Genomic DNA, 15,236 nt, shown 5'->3' with positions numbered 1-15,236 from the left:
CAAATGAACCTGCGGGCACCCTCAAACCTGTCATTGAACGTCGCCGCGACGTCGCCGCCGCGGGGTGCCAGGTCGGGTCGCGACCCATCCACTGGCGTCCCCGATATGCCAGAATCAGGCACGGACTCAACCTGGAGGGTGAATATGCAAACGCTGGTGCTGCCAACCTATGAAGATGTGCTTACCGCCGCTCGACGTATCGAGGGACACGCGCACAAAACGCCGGTCCTGACGTCTCGCACGGTGAATCGCGAATTGGGTGCCGAAGTCTTCTTCAAATGCGAAAACTTTCAGCGCATGGGGGCGTTCAAGTTCCGCGGGGCGTTCAACGCGCTCTCGGCATTCGACGCCACGCAGCGCAAACATGGCGTCGTTGCGTTCTCCTCCGGCAATCACGCGCAAGGCATCGCGTTGTCGGCCCGGCTGCTGGGCATACCGGCGACCATCGTCATGCCCCACGACGCGCCGGCGGCGAAAGTGGCCGCGACCAGAGAGTACGGCGCAACCATCATCAGCTACGACCGCTATACCGAAGACCGCGAAGCCATTGGCCGCGAGCTGGCCGAGCGGCAAGGACTGACGCTGATTCCACCCTACGATCACCCTGACATCCTCGCTGGCCAGGGCACTGCGGCCAAGGAGTTATTCGAAGAGGTCGGCGCACTCGACGCCCTGTTCGTTTGTCTGGGCGGCGGTGGACTGCTCAGCGGATCGGCCCTGGCGACGCGCGCGCTGGCGCCCGCATGCAGGCTGTATGGGGTCGAACCCGAAGCCGGCAATGACGGTCAGCAGTCCTTGCGCGCTGGCACCATCGTCAAGATCGACACGCCGAAAACCATCGCCGACGGCGCCCAGACGCAATATCTGGGCAATTACACCTTCGCCATCATCCAGCGCGACGTCGATGACATCCTCACCGCCAGTGACGGGCAACTGATCGAGGCCATGCGGTTTTTCGCCGAGCGCATGAAGATGGTGGTCGAACCCACCGGCTGCCTGGGGTTTGCCGCTGCGCGGGCGATGGCGTCGCAACTGAAAGGACAACGAGTGGGCGTGATCATCAGTGGCGGCAACATCGATCTGCACCGCTACGCGCAGTTGCTGGCGGAATAAACCGCACAGCCACCTGGAGGTTCGAGTACGCACCAAAACGACCTCCTGCGAGCAATTCCTCGCTTGAAAACGGGCATTTTTCTGACTGCCCATTCCTCGCCGCGCGGCGCTGTCTCGCGGCTTTCCTTAGCGTTCCTCGGGGTGAATCAGCACTGCTCAGCGTTCTTCGTGAAGCGTGTGCTGATGGCATTGTGCTTGCAGTGGCATCGGCACATACGGAGGGATGCTGAATGTTTTCACTGCGCGCCAACAAACGCCGGGCTCATGACGATGATGCCCTCAACCTGCTGTTCGATGACCTCGACCTGACCGTGCAGCTGTCCGGGCACACACCCCTGAGCACGCGCCTGAACGGCTTCACTGCCACTTTGCATCAGCGTCTGGCAGAAAGCCTGGCCGCGTCGGTCGATATTGCCGCGCACGCGCCGGAGCTTGCGCGCATCGCACGGGCGACCGAGCAGAGTGGTCAGACCCTCGCTCAGGCGTCCGAGTTGATCGCCAGCGCCAGCGAGCAGGTGAGTACTTCGCTGGACACCGAACTGGTGCCCGGCGCTGCTCAGGTGGCCAAATTGTCCAGCGAGGTCACGCTGACCTTGCGTCAGTGTCAGCAGACGGGCGAGCAGGTGTTGGGGCAGGTGGACGCCATTGGTACCAGCGAGCAGAAGCTCGAAGAAGTCATCGGTCAGTTGTTCGGACAGCTCGAAGAGGTCAGCCAGGTGCTCGGCGTGATCGCCAGCATTTCGCAGCAGACCAACCTGCTGGCCCTGAACGCCGCGATCGAGGCGGCAAGGGCGGGCGAACACGGCCGCGGGTTTGCCGTCGTCGCTGACGAGGTCCGGCGTCTGGCGGGGCATACCACCGAATCCACGACCCGCGTCAGCCAGATCATCGAACGCTTTCGCGCCGACATGGACCAGCTCGGCAGTGCCGGACGCATCATGCACGCGGCGGTCGCCGATGGTCGCGAAGGCATGACGCGCATGGGTGAAGACCTGCGCAGCACCCAGGCGGCGATGGACCAGCTGGATCAGCGTGTCGGCCACATCGCTTCCGGCACCGAACACATCGGCATCGCCGTGCACGCCATCAACCGCGACGTGCAGAACATCGCCGGCGTGGCCGCTGAACTGCTCGGCAATGCCGGTCAGGTGCTGACTCACAGCGACGCGGTGCGCAGCAGCGGCGACCATCTGCTGAACGGGCTGGGCGGCTTCCGGCTGCAGATGCACAAGGCGATTCAGGCGAGCGTCGAAAAGCTCGCCAGCGAGGCGGCGATGCAGGGGGATCCGGGCGCGGCCGAGCGATTCATGGGCGAGATTCTGCAGCGAGATCAGCGTTTCGAGCTGTTCTACATGGTCGACAGAAACGGCGTACAGATCAGCGAAAACGTCGGACTGGACATTGATCCAAAAGCCGCCAGTTGCAAGGGTCGCAACTGGGCTCAGCGGCCATGGTTCCGCGAGGTCGCCGAGCAATTGGGCAGCTATATCACGCCGGTGTACCGCTCTTCGGCGACCGACGCTTTCTGCATCACGGTGTCGGTGCCGATATTCGCCGGCAATGGCCAACTGCATCGGGTGCTGGCGGCGGACGTGAGACTGTCGGCGTTGCTGTAAGCGCAAGATCGCGCGGGGAAGAATGTGGGCCGCTCGAAGGCTGAATCGCGGCCGACGAGGGGCCGCAGCGCTGCGCGCACGGGTAAGCGCACATAAAAAAGCCCGCAGACGCGGGAACGTCTGCGGGCCTTTTCAGGGCATTACGCCTGGTCTTCTTTCTGCAGCTCGAACAGCAGCAGCGAGCGCGGAGTGACGGTGTATTCCGAGCCGAACTCGAATTTCTCCTTGCCTCTTGCGTCAGGCTGGTTGGTGTCGATCAGGCAGGTCCAGTTAACGCCTTCCGGCACTTCAGGGAGCTTGAAATTCACCCCTTCGTGGTGTGAGTTGACCATCATCAGCATGGTCGCATCAGCCCCGCGGCGACGGATCCCGGTTTCCTGCGCACGGCCATCGATGAGCATGCCCAGGCAGCGGCCGTTAGGGTCTTCCCATTGCTCGATAGTCATTTCCTCGCCGCTCGGCGACAGCCAGGTGACGTCCTTGACCCCCAACTCTTCGTTGTATTCGCCCACCAGGAAACGCCCGCGACGCAGGATCGGGTATTTCATCCGCACCTTGATCAGCTTCTGCACGAAGTCATGCAGCGCTTTGCCGTCTTCATCCCAGTCCCAATTGACCCAGCCGATTTCGCTGTCCTGGCAGTAGGCATTGTTGTTGCCGTTTTGAGTGCGAGCAAACTCGTCACCGGCAACGATCATCGGCGTGCCTTGGGAAAACAGCAGCGTGGCGAAGAAATTGCGCATCTGGCGCAGGCGCAGCGCGTTGATTTCCGGGTCGTCGGTCGGACCTTCGACGCCATGGTTCCAGGAGCGGTTATCGTTGCTGCCGTCCTGGTTGTTCTCGTCGTTGGCTTCGTTGTGCTTGTCGTTGTACGACACCAGGTCGTGCAGGGTAAAACCATCGTGGGCGGTGACGAAGTTGACCGACGCATAAGGCCTGCGGCCGCGCTGGTTGAACATGTTGCCGGAGGCGGTCAGGCGGCTCGCAAGATCGGCCAGCTGGCCTTCGTCGCCTTTCCAGAACGCCCGCACGGTGTCGCGGAACTTGTCGTTCCACTCGGCCCAGCCCGGCGCGAAATGCCCAACCTGATAGCCACCGGGGCCGCAGTCCCAAGGCTCGGCAATGAGCTTGACCTGACGCAGCACCGGGTCCTGACGGCAGGCCACGAGGAAGCTGTGCCGCTCGTCAAAGCCATCGTGGTATCGACCAAGGATCGTCGCCAGGTCAAAGCGGAAACCGTCGACATGCATCTCGCTCGCCCAGTAGCGCAGGGAGTCGGTGACCATCTGCAGCACGCACGGGTGGCTCAGGTCCAGGGTGTTGCCGGTGCCGGAGTCGTTGATGTAGTAGCGCTTGTCGTCTGGCATCAGGCGGTAGTACGAGGCGTTGTCGATGCCGCGCATGGACAGGGTCGGGCCACGCTCGTTGCCTTCGGCGGTGTGGTTGTAGACCACGTCGAGAATCACCTCCAGGCCCGCATGGTGCATGTGCGCGACCATTTCCTTGAACTCGGCGATCTTGCCGTGAGCCAGGAAGCGCGGATCCGGCGCGAAGAAGGCGATGGTGTTGTAACCCCAGTAGTTGGTCATGCCCTTTTGCAGCAGGTGTTGGTCGTTGACGAACGCATGGATTGGCAGCAGCTCGACCGAGGACACGCCCAGGCCTTTGATGTGCTGGATCACGTCGTCGACCATCAAGCCAGAGAACGTGCCTTTGAGCTCATCCGGGACCGACGGGTGACGCATGGTGAAACCGCGGGTGTGGGTCTCGTAGAAAACGGTTTTCTCCCACGGCACATTGACGCGCTGGTCACGGCCCCAGGTGTACGCCGGGTCGATGACTTTGCACTTGGGCACGAAGGGCGCGCTGTCGCGCTCGTCGAAGCTGAGGTCGTCATCGGGATGACCGATGGTGTAGCCGAACAGGGCTTCGGACCACTTCAGTTCGCCTACGAGTTGTTTGGCGTAGGGGTCGATCAACAGCTTGTTGTGGTTGAAGCGATGGCCGTTTTTCGGATCATACGGGCCATAGACCCGGTAGCCGTAGATCAGGCCTGGATGAGCATCGGGCAAGTAGCCGTGGAAAATCTCATCGGTGTATTCGGGCAGCTCGATGCGCTCCAGTTCGTGCTCGCCGGTGGAGTCGAACAGGCACAGTTCGACTTTGGTGGCATTGGCCGAGAAGATTGCAAAGTTGACCCCAAGGCCGTCCCAGTTGGCACCGAGCGGGAAGGGCAGGCCCTCACGAATGCGCGATGCAGTGACTTCAGGGCTGCCGGCCGTGCTGGATTCATTCTGGTTGGTGCTGTTCTTTTCTTGCTTGCTCATGTGAATTCCTGACGTTTCGAATGATTTCCTGAGGGCGAACAAAGCCTTTGTCGCAGGCTGGGACTGCGCCATTACGCAATACAGGGGGTGGTTTACCGCAGGTTTCAGACGATCGTTTTCAGGCGATCCCTGCGGTAGGTGTCATCTGTTGGAAGCCTTGCCGAAGGCAAGGTTCAAGGCGTCGGAGGTTTGGCTGCCGGCGCCTTCTTGGCTGCAGGTTTTGCTGGCTTGGCCGCGGGTGCCGCACCGTTCGCGGCGGACTTGGCTTCTGCCGGTTTGGCAGGTGCCTTGGCCGCCGGTTTTGCCGCAGGCTTGGCAGCGGACTTGGCTGCTGGCTTGGCGGCAGGTTTTTCAGCCGCTTTGGCCGCCGGTTTTTCAGCCGGCTTTTCGGCAGGCTTGGCGGCGGCTTTGGCGGCGGCCGGTTTTGCTGCTGCAGGCTTGCTGGCGGCTTTGCCCTTGGTCGCTTTTTCAGCCGCAGGCTTCTTCGGCGACTTGGCTTCGGCTTCGGCCAGTTTGCGGGCCATTTCCCAGTGACGGGCATCATGCCCATGCGGCTTGCCTTCCGTTTCCCAGATCTGGTGGGCAAGCTCTTTGATTCTTTTCTCGTCGGCACTCATCTCGACACTCCCGGTATTACAAGGTTTGAATAAGCAGGTTTACAGAAATTTCCTTGAGCGCTGCACTGAGCAACATTTCCTTGCTGGATGTGACTGTAGCTTGTGAGAAAAGTCCCTTCCAATCCGGATGTGAATCAGTGAACGGCAGGAGTATTCGTGTATCGCCCCAATTTGCTGCGTTGATGAATGGAGTTTGCGCGGTGCCCATTAGTTCAGCCGGCAAACGTGGAACCACAACAATAGCCCGCACGCCCTGCGTTTCCCGGGCAAATGCGACGACGTGGGCGGCCTTTTCGCCGACCACTTCAAGCGGTTGATATCGGCCTTCACTGAACAGTGAGGAATGTTGATTGCGCAGCATGAGCACCTGGGCAATCAACGCCTGTTTGATCCGGCCGTCCTGCCACTGGGCAAGCAACTCGGTGAGGGATGTGGATTGGCTCAGCGCGCGTTCGCGAGCGGGGTAATCCACCGGACGACGGTTGTCCGGATCCACCAGGCTGAAGTCCCAGAATTCGGTACCCTGATACAGATCAGGCACACCGGGCGCAGTCATTCGCAGCAAAGTTTGCGCCAGACTATTCAATGCACCTGCCGGAGCAATTCGATTGGCCGTGGCACCGATCGACTGACGCAGCGCCAATCCTTCCGGGCTCAACAACAGCTGCTGCAAGAACTCGCGACACGCGGTCTCATACGCCTCGTTCGGAGCGCTCCAGCTGCTCTGCAACTTGGCTTCGCGCAGGGCTTTTTCCTGCCATTGCGTGAGCCGTTTTGCGTACTCTTCAAACGCACTGTCGCCCTCAAGCCCCAGCGGCCAACTGCCCAGGATCGCCTGGTAAAGCATCAATTCGTCGCCTGGGCTGATGTGACTCTCGCCCCCCTTGAGCGGTGCGGACAGTTGCTGCCAGCGCTCGACCTGTTCGGCGTACCACGGCGCATGCTCGCTGATCACCGCCAGGCGTGCGCGCGTGTCTTCGCCGCGCTTGTGGTCGTGGGTTGCCGTGGTCAGCAGGTTGTCTGGAAAGGTTGCACTGCGATCGATGCAGACCTGATGGAAAGCCTCGACCGGTGCACTGAAATGTTGCGGATGGAAGCCCACATCGTTGCGCGACAGCAACACGGACGAGCGATAGAACGAGGTGTCTTCCACCGACTTGGCGGCGACCGGTGAAGTCAACTGCTGGAAGCGATTGCACGCCTTGCGACGCATCTCGCGCAGGGGGCCGCTCGGGTAGTCGCGCAGGCGTTCTCCGCCGAGCCAGCGCTGCAGATAATCGAGCACCGGCCAGTCGCCTTCGCCGAGTAACTCGCGGGCACCGCTCATGGCTTGCTGGAAGAAGCGCTCGTCTTCGTCGGAGCGTCCGCAGGCCGTGATGTAGGTGCGATAGACCGGGAAGTTACTCACCAGCGCCAGCAACGCACGACGGATCGCCCCCAGCGTCAGGTCGCGGCTCATGACGTCGCTGCGCGCCACTTGCAGCAGCGCCTGAGCAAGGTTTTCGAAGTCCCCGGCAAGCGTGCCGTGCAGCACCAGATCCCGGGCCTCGAGCACTTCGGCATTGAAGTCGGCGGTTCGACCGCTGACCCGGCTCCACAGCTCACCCAGCACCGCTTCGCCACGAGGATCGTGTTGCAGCAACGACACCTGGTTCATGAACTCGTAACCGGTGGTGCCGTCCACGTTCCAGTCCTGACGCAGCGGCTCGTCGGGGCCGAGGATCTTCTCGACGAAGATCGGCAGGTGGTTCAGCTCGGTTCCGGCCGGGCGCAGCTTCAGCAGGCTGTCAACCCGACGCCGCAGCTTGCGGCAATAGCCACGCGGGTCGGCCAGGCCATCGATATGGTCGATCCGCAGACCGTCCACCAGCCCTTCGGAAATCAGCTCGAAAATCTTGCCGTGGGTGGCTTCGAAGACCTGCGAGCGCTCGACCTTGAGGCCGCCCAGTTCGTTGATGTCGAAGAACCGGCGCCAGTTGATGTCGTCGCCTGCCGTGCGCCAGCTCGCCAGGCGATAATCCTGTTGTTCGAGCAGGCGGTGAAGCCGCTCGAAGCCTTCTGGCTGGCGTCCGTCGAACTGGGAGAATCCGGCCTCGATGGCAGGCGTCAGGTCAGGATTGGCCTTGATCAGTCCCGCCAGTTCGGCTTTCAGGTTCAGCGCCTGCTCGTAGGCGTCGGCCTGGGAATCGAGCTGCGTGAAACGCTCGGCCAGTGGCTCCAGCTCAGGGCGTCTGGCGGCCTTCAGCAGCGGCCCGTACGAGCCCGGATTGATCGGGAAATGATGCTGATAGTGCTCGGCGTGGAAACTGCCATGCTCGGCGTCGAGCCGCAGTGCGACATCGCCGTTCTGCAACACAGTGCCATAGTCGGTGCTCAGGAACGGCAACAGCAGTTGCCCTTTGAGCAGCGGATCAGGGGAATTCCACTGGATGTCGAAAAACTTCGCGTAGGGACTGCGACGGCCCCATTCCAGCAAATCCAGCCACCACGGGTTGTCAGCGCCGCCGACAGCCATGTGGTTGGAAACGATATCCAGAATCAGGCCCATGCCATGTTCGCGCAGGGCCGCCACCAGTCGACGCAGTGCCGGCTCGCCGCCCAGCTCGGGATTGATCACCCGCGGATCGACGACGTCGTAACCGTGCATGGAGCCCGCCCGCGCTTTCAGCAATGGCGAAGCGTAGATATGGCTGATCCCCAGCCGGGCGAAATACGGCACCAGTCGGGTGGCGTCGTCGAGGGTGAAATCCTTGTGGAATTGCAGGCGTTGGGTCGCGCGCAGAGGCTTGAGAGCGCTCATTGGTCACGCTCCCGGGCCTGCTGACGTGCCGCCGCAAGGATTTCCAGGCGTCGTGCGGCGTCGGGATGGTCGAGCAACGCCGCGCTGTCCCCCGGCAAGCGTCGCCGCCAGTTGGGGTGGCTGTCGATGGTCCCCGGCAGGTTGGCTTGTTCCTCGATCCCCAGCGCATCTTCAATCGGCAGCAACACCAGCGGCGCGCGCGTGTGGCCCAGGTAGCGGATGCTGCCGTCGATGAGGTCGCTGTCGCTGCTGTCGTGCATGCCGTAGTTCTGTCGCAGGGCGGTACGTAAACCCTGGCGTTCGCGCTCGCGGGCTGCACGCCAGTCTTGTTCGGTGTTTGCGTCGATGTGGCCCAAGGTTTTATTCCATTCAATGTCCAGCTCGCTGAGCCAGCCGGTCAGCGTCGGCAAATCATGCGTACTGGTGGTTGCCAGCGCGTCGTCCGACCATCTGATGATCGGTTTGAATTGAGCGTTGTCCTGTTCGAACAACAGCACGCGCATGCCGAGAATCTCCCGCTCCGACAATTTGTCGTGGAGGCCTTCGGGCACCGTGCCCAGGTCTTCGCCGAGGACCACAGCCTTGTGGCGCCAGGATTCCAGGCACAGCAGGCGCAGCATGTCGTCCAGCGGATAGTTGAGGTAAGCGCCTTCGCTTGGCGGCGAGCCCAGCGGCACCACCCACAACCGCTGCAGGCCCATCACGTGGTCGATGCGCAGCCCGCCGGCATGGGCGAAATTGGCCCGCAGCATTTCAATGAATGCACGAAAGCCGTTGCGTCTCAGGCCCGTGGGCGAGAACGCCGAGATGCCCCAGCTTTGCCCGGAGCGATTGAGGATGTCCGGTGGCGCGCCGACGGTAAGGGCGGACAGCAGTTCATCCTGACGGCTCCAGGCCTGGCTGCCGGCGCCATCGGCACCGACTGCCAGATCGCCGATCAGCCCGATTTTCATGCCGCTCGAGCGCGCGGCGGTCTGCGCCCGTTCAAGGCCTCGGGCGATCAGCCATTGAGCGAAGGCGTGAAAGCCGATCTGCTCGCCATGTTTGTCGGCAAATTGGTCGATCTCCTCGCTGCGCGGGTTTTTGAACGCGTCCGGCCATTCATGCCAGTTGTCGCTGATGCCCAGTTTTTCGGACTCGTCACGCAGCGCCTCGAAGCGACAATGATTCTCCAGCGCTTCGCCGCCGGCGTGGCGGAAACTGTTGAAATCTTCGTGCAGCGGGTGCTCGCTGCCAATGAACGCGCTGTAGAGGGAGCGATAAAGAATCCACTTGGCTGCCGCGGCAGCCGGCCAGTCGACCAGTGTCAGCGATTCAAGGCGCTTGAGCTCGTCGGCAAGGCCGGTTTCTTCGATTGCCGTGCGCACGGCGCGCTCACCGAGGATCGCGCCGGGCGCCGCGTACAGCGCATTGAGGAACAGCCGGCTCGAAGGCGAGTAGGGGCTGTAACGACTCGGGTCGCTGGCGAACATCGCGTGCACCGGGCTGATGGCGATCGCGGCGGCGCCACGTTCGCCTGCCGAGCGAGCGAAAGCCTCCAGAGCCTGGGTGTCGCCAAACCCGCCATCGCCTTCGCGGCGAAGGTAGTACAGCTGAACGGTCAGCCCCCAGTCGCGGGCGATGCTGACGTCTTCGGCCATTGCCATGCTGTAACAGGTCTTGGGTGCCACCGCGATGGTCAGGTGCTGGCCATCGATGGCCAGTTGCTGATAGCCGACGGTGGCCAGCCCCGGAAGCTCGGCTTTGGCGGTGAGTCTGGCGTCGAGACGCGAACCGTCTGCCAGCTTCAGAACGAAAGGCGTTTCCGGTTTGAACCAGGCCGACAGGTCCAGATTGCGGCCGTGGTCAACCGTCAGCAGAGGCGGCGGTGTGGCGGACAGGCTCTGATCTTGCAGTCGCTTGAGGCTCGAGGCGATCTGCGCATCGTCTTCAGCGGGGTAACCCAGTCCGTCGAGGACCTTGCGTAACACTTCGGGGCTGACCCTTTGCGGTCGTGCGTTGGCATCCTTCCAGTCGACCGACAATCCTGCCTCGGCCGCCAGCATCTCCAGTTGCTCATTGCTCATCCTGTTCCTCCACAACGTCACGCGATATCAGGCTGACAACGGCCGTGTATGGATTGAGGCTGCCGCGTTGGGAAAGTTCTGCCGATTTTGGATGGGACTCGTGCAGCACGCGCTGTGCGTGGTAGGGCTCGATCTCCACCGGGTGCTCGCTGAGGTTCAGGTCGATGCGCAGCTCGGTGTCATCGCCCATCCGCCAGCGTGCGCTGACCGCTTTGTCGGCCAGTACGTCAGCACCCAGCGCCTCGGCACCTTCCAGGCGCGGGAAGATTTCCTCCCGACGGGTCTTGAGCAATTCCTTATAAAGCGCAAGCCAGTTGCGATGGTCCTGACCTGTGTCGGTTTCCAGATAAAGCGCATCGAAGCCGGGTTTGGAGGCTTCAAAGGTTGCCAGTGCGTTCGGATCCGGAATGCGCTCGCGTTGCTGCGGATCGGCAAACGCGGCGAAATCGGCGAATTCACCGCGACGTCCTTCGCGCACCGCGTCAGCCAGTTCGTCATGGAAATCGGTGAAAAACAGAAACGGTTCGCTGGCGGCCCACTCATCACCCATGAACATCAGGGGAATCATCGGCGACAGCAGCAAGAGGGCAGTGGCGGCACGCAGAGCGGGCGCCGGTGCCAGTTGCACCAGACGTTCGCCCAGCGCACGGTTGCCGATCTGGTCGTGATTCTGCAGGAACAGCACGAACGCACTGGGCGGCAGGTCCGCGCTGGGCTCGCCACGGGCATGACCATGGCGCGTGGACTCGCCCTGGTAGACAAAGCCTTCACTGAGCAGACGCGCCAATTTGTGCGTCGGTTGCTGGGCAAAATCGGTGTAGTACGCGTCGGTTTCGCCTGTCAGCAACACGTGCAGCGTATTGTGGCCGTCGTCGTTCCACTGCGCGTCGTAGCCCTGTTTCATGCGCCGGGCTTCGTTGAACTCGTTCTCCAGCATCAGCCAGATCTGCCGCTGCGAGGGCACCTGCTGGTGCACGCGCTCGGCAAGCTCTTCGAGAAAGTTGGGGTCTTCGATGGCGTGGACCGCGTCGAAGCGCAGGCCGTCGAAGCGATATTCCATCAACCACATCAGGCTGTTGTCGATGAAGAAGTCACGCACTTCGCGCTGGCGGAAGTCGATGGCGTCGCCCCATGGCGTCTTCTTGTCGCTGCGGAAGAAGTGTTTGGCGTAGCTGCCCAGATAATTACCGTCCGGCCCGAAGTGGTTGTAGACCACATCGAGGATGACCATCAGGCCAAGCCCGTGGGCGGTGTCGATCAGGTGCTTGAGCTCTTCCGGCGTACCGTAGGAGGACTGCGGCGCATACGGCAACACGCCGTCGTAACCCCAGTTGCGATCGCCGGGAAACTGGCCGATGGGCATCAATTCGATCGCGGTGATGCCAGTGTCGACCAGATGTTGCAAATGTCGTTCGACGGCGGCAAAACCGCCCAGCGCACCGGTGTGCAGTTCATAAATGACTGCTTCATGCCAGGGGCGTCCGCACCAGTCGGCATGCTGCCACTTGAAAGCCGCGGGATCGACGACCACGCTAAAGCCATGCACGTCGCTGACCTGAGCCCGGGAGGCCGGGTCAGGTACGTGCAAGTCGTTGTCGATGATGTAGCGGTATTGCGTGCCGGCCGGGGCGTGTGTTTCCAGGACGAACCAGCCGTTTTCCTGCGCAAGGAGGGCCTGTACAGACCCATCCTCTTTCTCGACACTGACATCATTTGCATCCGGTGCCCACAGGGCGAACCGGGTGCGGTCGGAATCCAGCAAGACGGCGCCGTGGCGCCAGTTCTCATCCGTGCGCGAAGGCATCCGTTACCCCTTTTCAGTTCATCAATCAGTAATGCAGCGCAGCACCCACGTTTTTCTTCAGAAGATCCTGATACAGCTCGGCGTAAGGTTCGACGGCTTTATGCCAGTCAAACGGGGCGGCCATTGCGCGGCAACGCATGGCGTTCAGCAGCAGCGGGTTGGCAAAGACCCTGAACGCGCGGGTCAAGGCTTCGGTGTAGCTTTCAACGGTGGACTCATCGAACAGAAAGCCTGTGCAGCCATCTTCGATGGTGTCGGCCAGACCGCCGGTGCGGCGTGCGATCGGCAGTGAGCCGAAACGCTGGGCGTACATCTGGCTAAGGCCGCACGGCTCATAGCGCGAAGGCATCAGCAGGAAGTCGCTGCCGGCGAACATACGGCGCGCATCGGTTTCGTTGAAGCCCACACGCACGCTGATCTGGCCGGGGAAACGGGCTGCCAGCGCACGCATCGCGTCTTCTTCTTCAGGCTCGCCGCGACCGATGATCGCGATCTGCCCGCCGTTGTTGACGATGTACTCGCCAACGCCGATGGTCAGGTCCAGGCCTTTTTGATAGACCAGACGGGACACCACCGCGAACAGCGGTCCGCTCGACGGTTCCAGTTCGAACAGCTCGCGAACGTGATCGGCGTTGATTTCTTTGCGCGTCCACTCGTTCGGCGCGAAACGGCAGACCAGATGGTCGTCGGTCGCGGCGTCCCAGCTTTCGTCGATGCCGTTGGGGATCCCGCTCAACTGGCCTTTTTCAGCCTTGCTTTGCAGGAAGCCTTCAAGACCGCAACCGAAGTCTGGCGTGGTGATTTCCTTGGCGTAGGTGGCGCTCACGGTGGTGATGTGGCTGGCGTATGCCATGCCGGCCTTGATGAACGACAGGCGACCGTAAAACTCCATGCCATCCGGGCCGAGCGCCTCATCGGGAATCCCCAGCTCGCGGCTCGACGCCGTGCTGACGAAACCCTGATAGGCGAGGTTGTGAATGGTGAAAATCGACGGCGTGGTCTGTCCGCGCCATTTCATGTACGCCGGCGCCAGGCCTGCTGGCCAGTCGTGGGCGTGAACCAGCTCCGGGCACCACTGGGTTTTCACCGCGCCTGCGGCGAAGTCCGCTGCCGCCAGACCCAGTCGGGCAAAGCGGATGTGGTTGTCGGACCAATCGCGACCTTGGTTGTCGCCGTAAGGCGTACCTTCGCGTTCATACAGTTCAGGGCAGATCAGCACATAAATCACCAGCCCGTCTTTCATGTCCATGCGGCCGATCTTGCACGGCGGCAGGGCGGCATGGCCGCTGAGTTCGCTGATGATGTGAATCGGGTTACCGCTATTGATGACCTGTGGATAGCCGGGAATCAGCACGCGTACATCGTGCAGGTGGCGCATGGCGCGCGGCAGTGCGGCAGAAACATCGCCCAGACCGCCGGTTTTCACCAGGTCGGCCATTTCCGAGGTCACGAACAGAATCTTCTTTCTGTTCATCATCGACATGCCCGGTTGAACCGGGGGCAGTTGCAGCACAGGTGCGCTCGTCGTTGCGAAGACCGGCAGATGGGTCAGCTCGCTGGCCGGCTGATTAAAACTCTCTCCCTTCTGGGTTTTGACAGCGGCACTAATCATCGTTTTCTCCCATTCGATACGCAGTGTTGGTACAGCACTTGAGTTGTAATCGGCCATGTCCTATGGCCAGGCACACAAGACCTACGCAAAATCGATACCCATTTACCGACTGCATAATGAAGGACAGGGTGAAAGCGGCCTCTGCTCGGGCTTGAAGCAATAGCATAGGCGCTCTAATCACATGACCCAGGGCTGTTGTAGAAGTTTCGACTTTTTTTCAGGGAAATGTCTGGCATGCGGGGTGGGAGGCTTTTTGTAGGAAAGTTTCCACTGCGCTACATCATCCTGCTCGCCATGCATTGCGCTGTCGTGACGCATGAAACGGCGGTTCCCGATGCAGACGACCGCTGGTCGGATTGTTCGACAATCAAAACGGTGCGCATCCCAGCCTCGGTGCTTCGGGACTTTTTGGATCATTCGCAGGAGGGAAAGTGCAGACGTCGCCTTTTCTCGGTGCGTGATCGATCTTTTCGCGTGCGCATAGAGATTTTTCCTACTTCTGTATCGGGATATTTTGGTGCGCACCGCGTTAGAATCGCTGCCACGTGGCGGTCCCGGTCGAAGCACCGGTCGCCTGGTCACCTTTCAGCGGTAGAGGAAGTCAATGCAAGCCCCCGAGGTTCTGGTACTGCAAGCCAGCTATAGCAATCCGGTCCACGCCGAAGCGATCGGTTTCCTGCTCAACCAATATGCCGAAGACGCCATGGGTGGCGGCGAGTCGCTGTCTCTGGATACCCGAGAGCAACTGGCCATCGAACTGGCCAAGCGGCCTCACGCGTTCAGCGTGCTGGCGTTCATTGCCGGTGAGCCGGTGGGCCTGGTCAACTGTTTCGAAGGCTTCTCCACCTTCGCCTGCCGGCCTCTGGTCAACGTTCACGACGTGGTGGTCATTGCCGCCGTGCGAGGGCAGGGCATCAGTCAGAAGATGCTCGCCAAAGTGGAGGAGATCGCCCGTCAGCGCGGTTGCTGCAAGATCACTCTGGAAGTGCTGGAGGGCAACGAGGCGGCCAAGGGCGCTTACCGCAAGCTGGGTTTTTCCGATTACCAGCTCGACCCGCAGATGGGGCGGGCGCTGTTCTGGCAGAAAGCCCTCTGAGTCGCCGCGTCGCCCGGACACACGTGTACCGGGCGGCCTGCGCGCTCGTCCCGCTGCAGCGCGCTCCTCGTTCAGGTGTTGCTGGGGCAACAGTCGTTCAAAACATTTGTAACAGTTATGTCCTGTAAGGCATTTCGGCGCGCAAGGTAGGATCGGCTCCCGTATTCATTTCAGGATTCACATGC

The 15,236-nt window shown here is 61.5% G+C and carries 9 protein-coding genes and 1 pseudogene; 4 read left to right on the top strand and 6 right to left on the bottom strand.

The genetic code is table 11. The features are described 5' to 3' along the window. Window positions 1-144 precede the first annotated feature (144 nt). From QRN36_RS18570 to QRN36_RS27635, 3 genes and pseudogenes are all read left to right on the top strand, one after another. A complete protein-coding gene (locus tag QRN36_RS18570) occupies window positions 145-1,113 on the top strand; it encodes a threo-3-hydroxy-L-aspartate ammonia-lyase (RefSeq protein ID WP_285425395.1) in 969 nt (322 codons plus the stop codon). A 230-nt stretch (window positions 1,114-1,343) separates the two neighbouring features. Continuing rightward, a pseudogene (locus tag QRN36_RS27640) lies at window positions 1,344-2,171 on the top strand (methyl-accepting chemotaxis protein); the annotation flags it as partial. Window positions 2,172-2,336: 165 nt separating this feature from the next. After that, a complete protein-coding gene (locus QRN36_RS27635; protein WP_373568767.1) occupies window positions 2,337-2,729 on the top strand; it encodes a hypothetical protein in 393 nt (130 codons plus the stop codon). Between the two features lie 140 nt (window positions 2,730-2,869). On the opposite strand, the gene glgX is transcribed toward QRN36_RS27635, so the two are convergent. The 6 genes from glgX to glgA form a co-directional block, all read right to left on the bottom strand. Beyond that, window positions 2,870-5,056 (bottom strand): glycogen debranching protein GlgX, encoded by a 2,187-nt coding sequence (gene glgX, locus QRN36_RS18560; protein WP_285425392.1) that lies wholly within the window; start codon window positions 5,054-5,056, stop codon window positions 2,870-2,872. A 173-nt stretch (window positions 5,057-5,229) separates the two neighbouring features. Then, on the bottom strand, window positions 5,230-5,673 hold the full coding sequence (locus QRN36_RS18555) for a DUF2934 domain-containing protein (protein ID WP_285425391.1): 444 nt from the start codon (window positions 5,671-5,673) through the stop codon (window positions 5,230-5,232). Window positions 5,674-5,689: 16 nt separating this feature from the next. Beyond that, a complete protein-coding gene (locus tag QRN36_RS18550; protein WP_285425390.1) occupies window positions 5,690-8,473 on the bottom strand; it encodes a malto-oligosyltrehalose synthase in 2,784 nt (927 codons plus the stop codon). Then, window positions 8,470-10,539: a 4-alpha-glucanotransferase gene (malQ, locus tag QRN36_RS18545; protein WP_285425389.1), complete on the bottom strand. Its 2,070-nt coding sequence runs from the start codon at window positions 10,537-10,539 to the stop codon at window positions 8,470-8,472. The genes QRN36_RS18550 and malQ overlap by 4 nt, the downstream gene beginning before the upstream one ends. Beyond that, window positions 10,529-12,343 carry a malto-oligosyltrehalose trehalohydrolase gene (treZ, locus tag QRN36_RS18540; protein ID WP_285425388.1) on the bottom strand — a complete coding sequence of 605 codons (1,815 nt, stop codon included), beginning with the start codon at window positions 12,341-12,343 and terminating at the stop codon, window positions 10,529-10,531. Before treZ ends, malQ begins: the two co-directional genes overlap by 11 nt. A 25-nt stretch (window positions 12,344-12,368) precedes the next feature. Then, window positions 12,369-13,955: a glycogen synthase GlgA gene (gene glgA, locus QRN36_RS18535; RefSeq protein ID WP_285425387.1), complete on the bottom strand. Its 1,587-nt coding sequence runs from the start codon at window positions 13,953-13,955 to the stop codon at window positions 12,369-12,371. Window positions 13,956-14,559: 604 nt separating this feature from the next. Here glgA and QRN36_RS18530 point away from each other — a divergent pair. Next, entirely contained in the window at window positions 14,560-15,051 is a 492-nt protein-coding gene (locus tag QRN36_RS18530; protein WP_285425386.1) for a GNAT family N-acetyltransferase, read from the top strand. Window positions 15,052-15,236 lie beyond the last annotated feature (185 nt).

This window comes from Pseudomonas sp. efr-133-TYG-103a (genome assembly GCF_030209235.1).
In the GTDB taxonomy this organism is placed as follows: domain Bacteria; phylum Pseudomonadota; class Gammaproteobacteria; order Pseudomonadales; family Pseudomonadaceae; genus Aquipseudomonas.
Note: the sequence above shows the minus strand (reverse complement) of the source record. Positions and strands in the feature narration are given on the sequence as shown.

Bases quoted from the DNA above. Each gene is read 5' to 3' on its own strand.
- glgA (WP_285425387.1), bottom strand. From the start codon at position 13,955: ATGATTAGTGCCGCTGTCAAAACCCAGAAGGGAGAGAGTTTTAATCAG.
- treZ (WP_285425388.1), bottom strand. From the start codon at position 12,343: ATGCCTTCGCGCACGGATGAGAACTGGCGCCACGGCGCCGTCTTGCTG.
- glgX (WP_285425392.1), bottom strand. From the start codon at position 5,056: ATGAGCAAGCAAGAAAAGAACAGCACCAACCAGAATGAATCCAGCACG.
- QRN36_RS18550 (WP_285425390.1), bottom strand. From the start codon at position 8,473: ATGAGCGCTCTCAAGCCTCTGCGCGCGACCCAACGCCTGCAATTCCAC.
- QRN36_RS18555 (WP_285425391.1), bottom strand. From the start codon at position 5,673: ATGAGTGCCGACGAGAAAAGAATCAAAGAGCTTGCCCACCAGATCTGG.
- malQ (WP_285425389.1), bottom strand. From the start codon at position 10,539: ATGAGCAATGAGCAACTGGAGATGCTGGCGGCCGAGGCAGGATTGTCG.
- QRN36_RS18570 (WP_285425395.1), top strand. From the start codon at position 145: ATGCAAACGCTGGTGCTGCCAACCTATGAAGATGTGCTTACCGCCGCT.
- QRN36_RS18530 (WP_285425386.1), top strand. From the start codon at position 14,560: ATGCAAGCCCCCGAGGTTCTGGTACTGCAAGCCAGCTATAGCAATCCG.
- QRN36_RS27635 (WP_373568767.1), top strand. From the start codon at position 2,337: ATGCACAAGGCGATTCAGGCGAGCGTCGAAAAGCTCGCCAGCGAGGCG.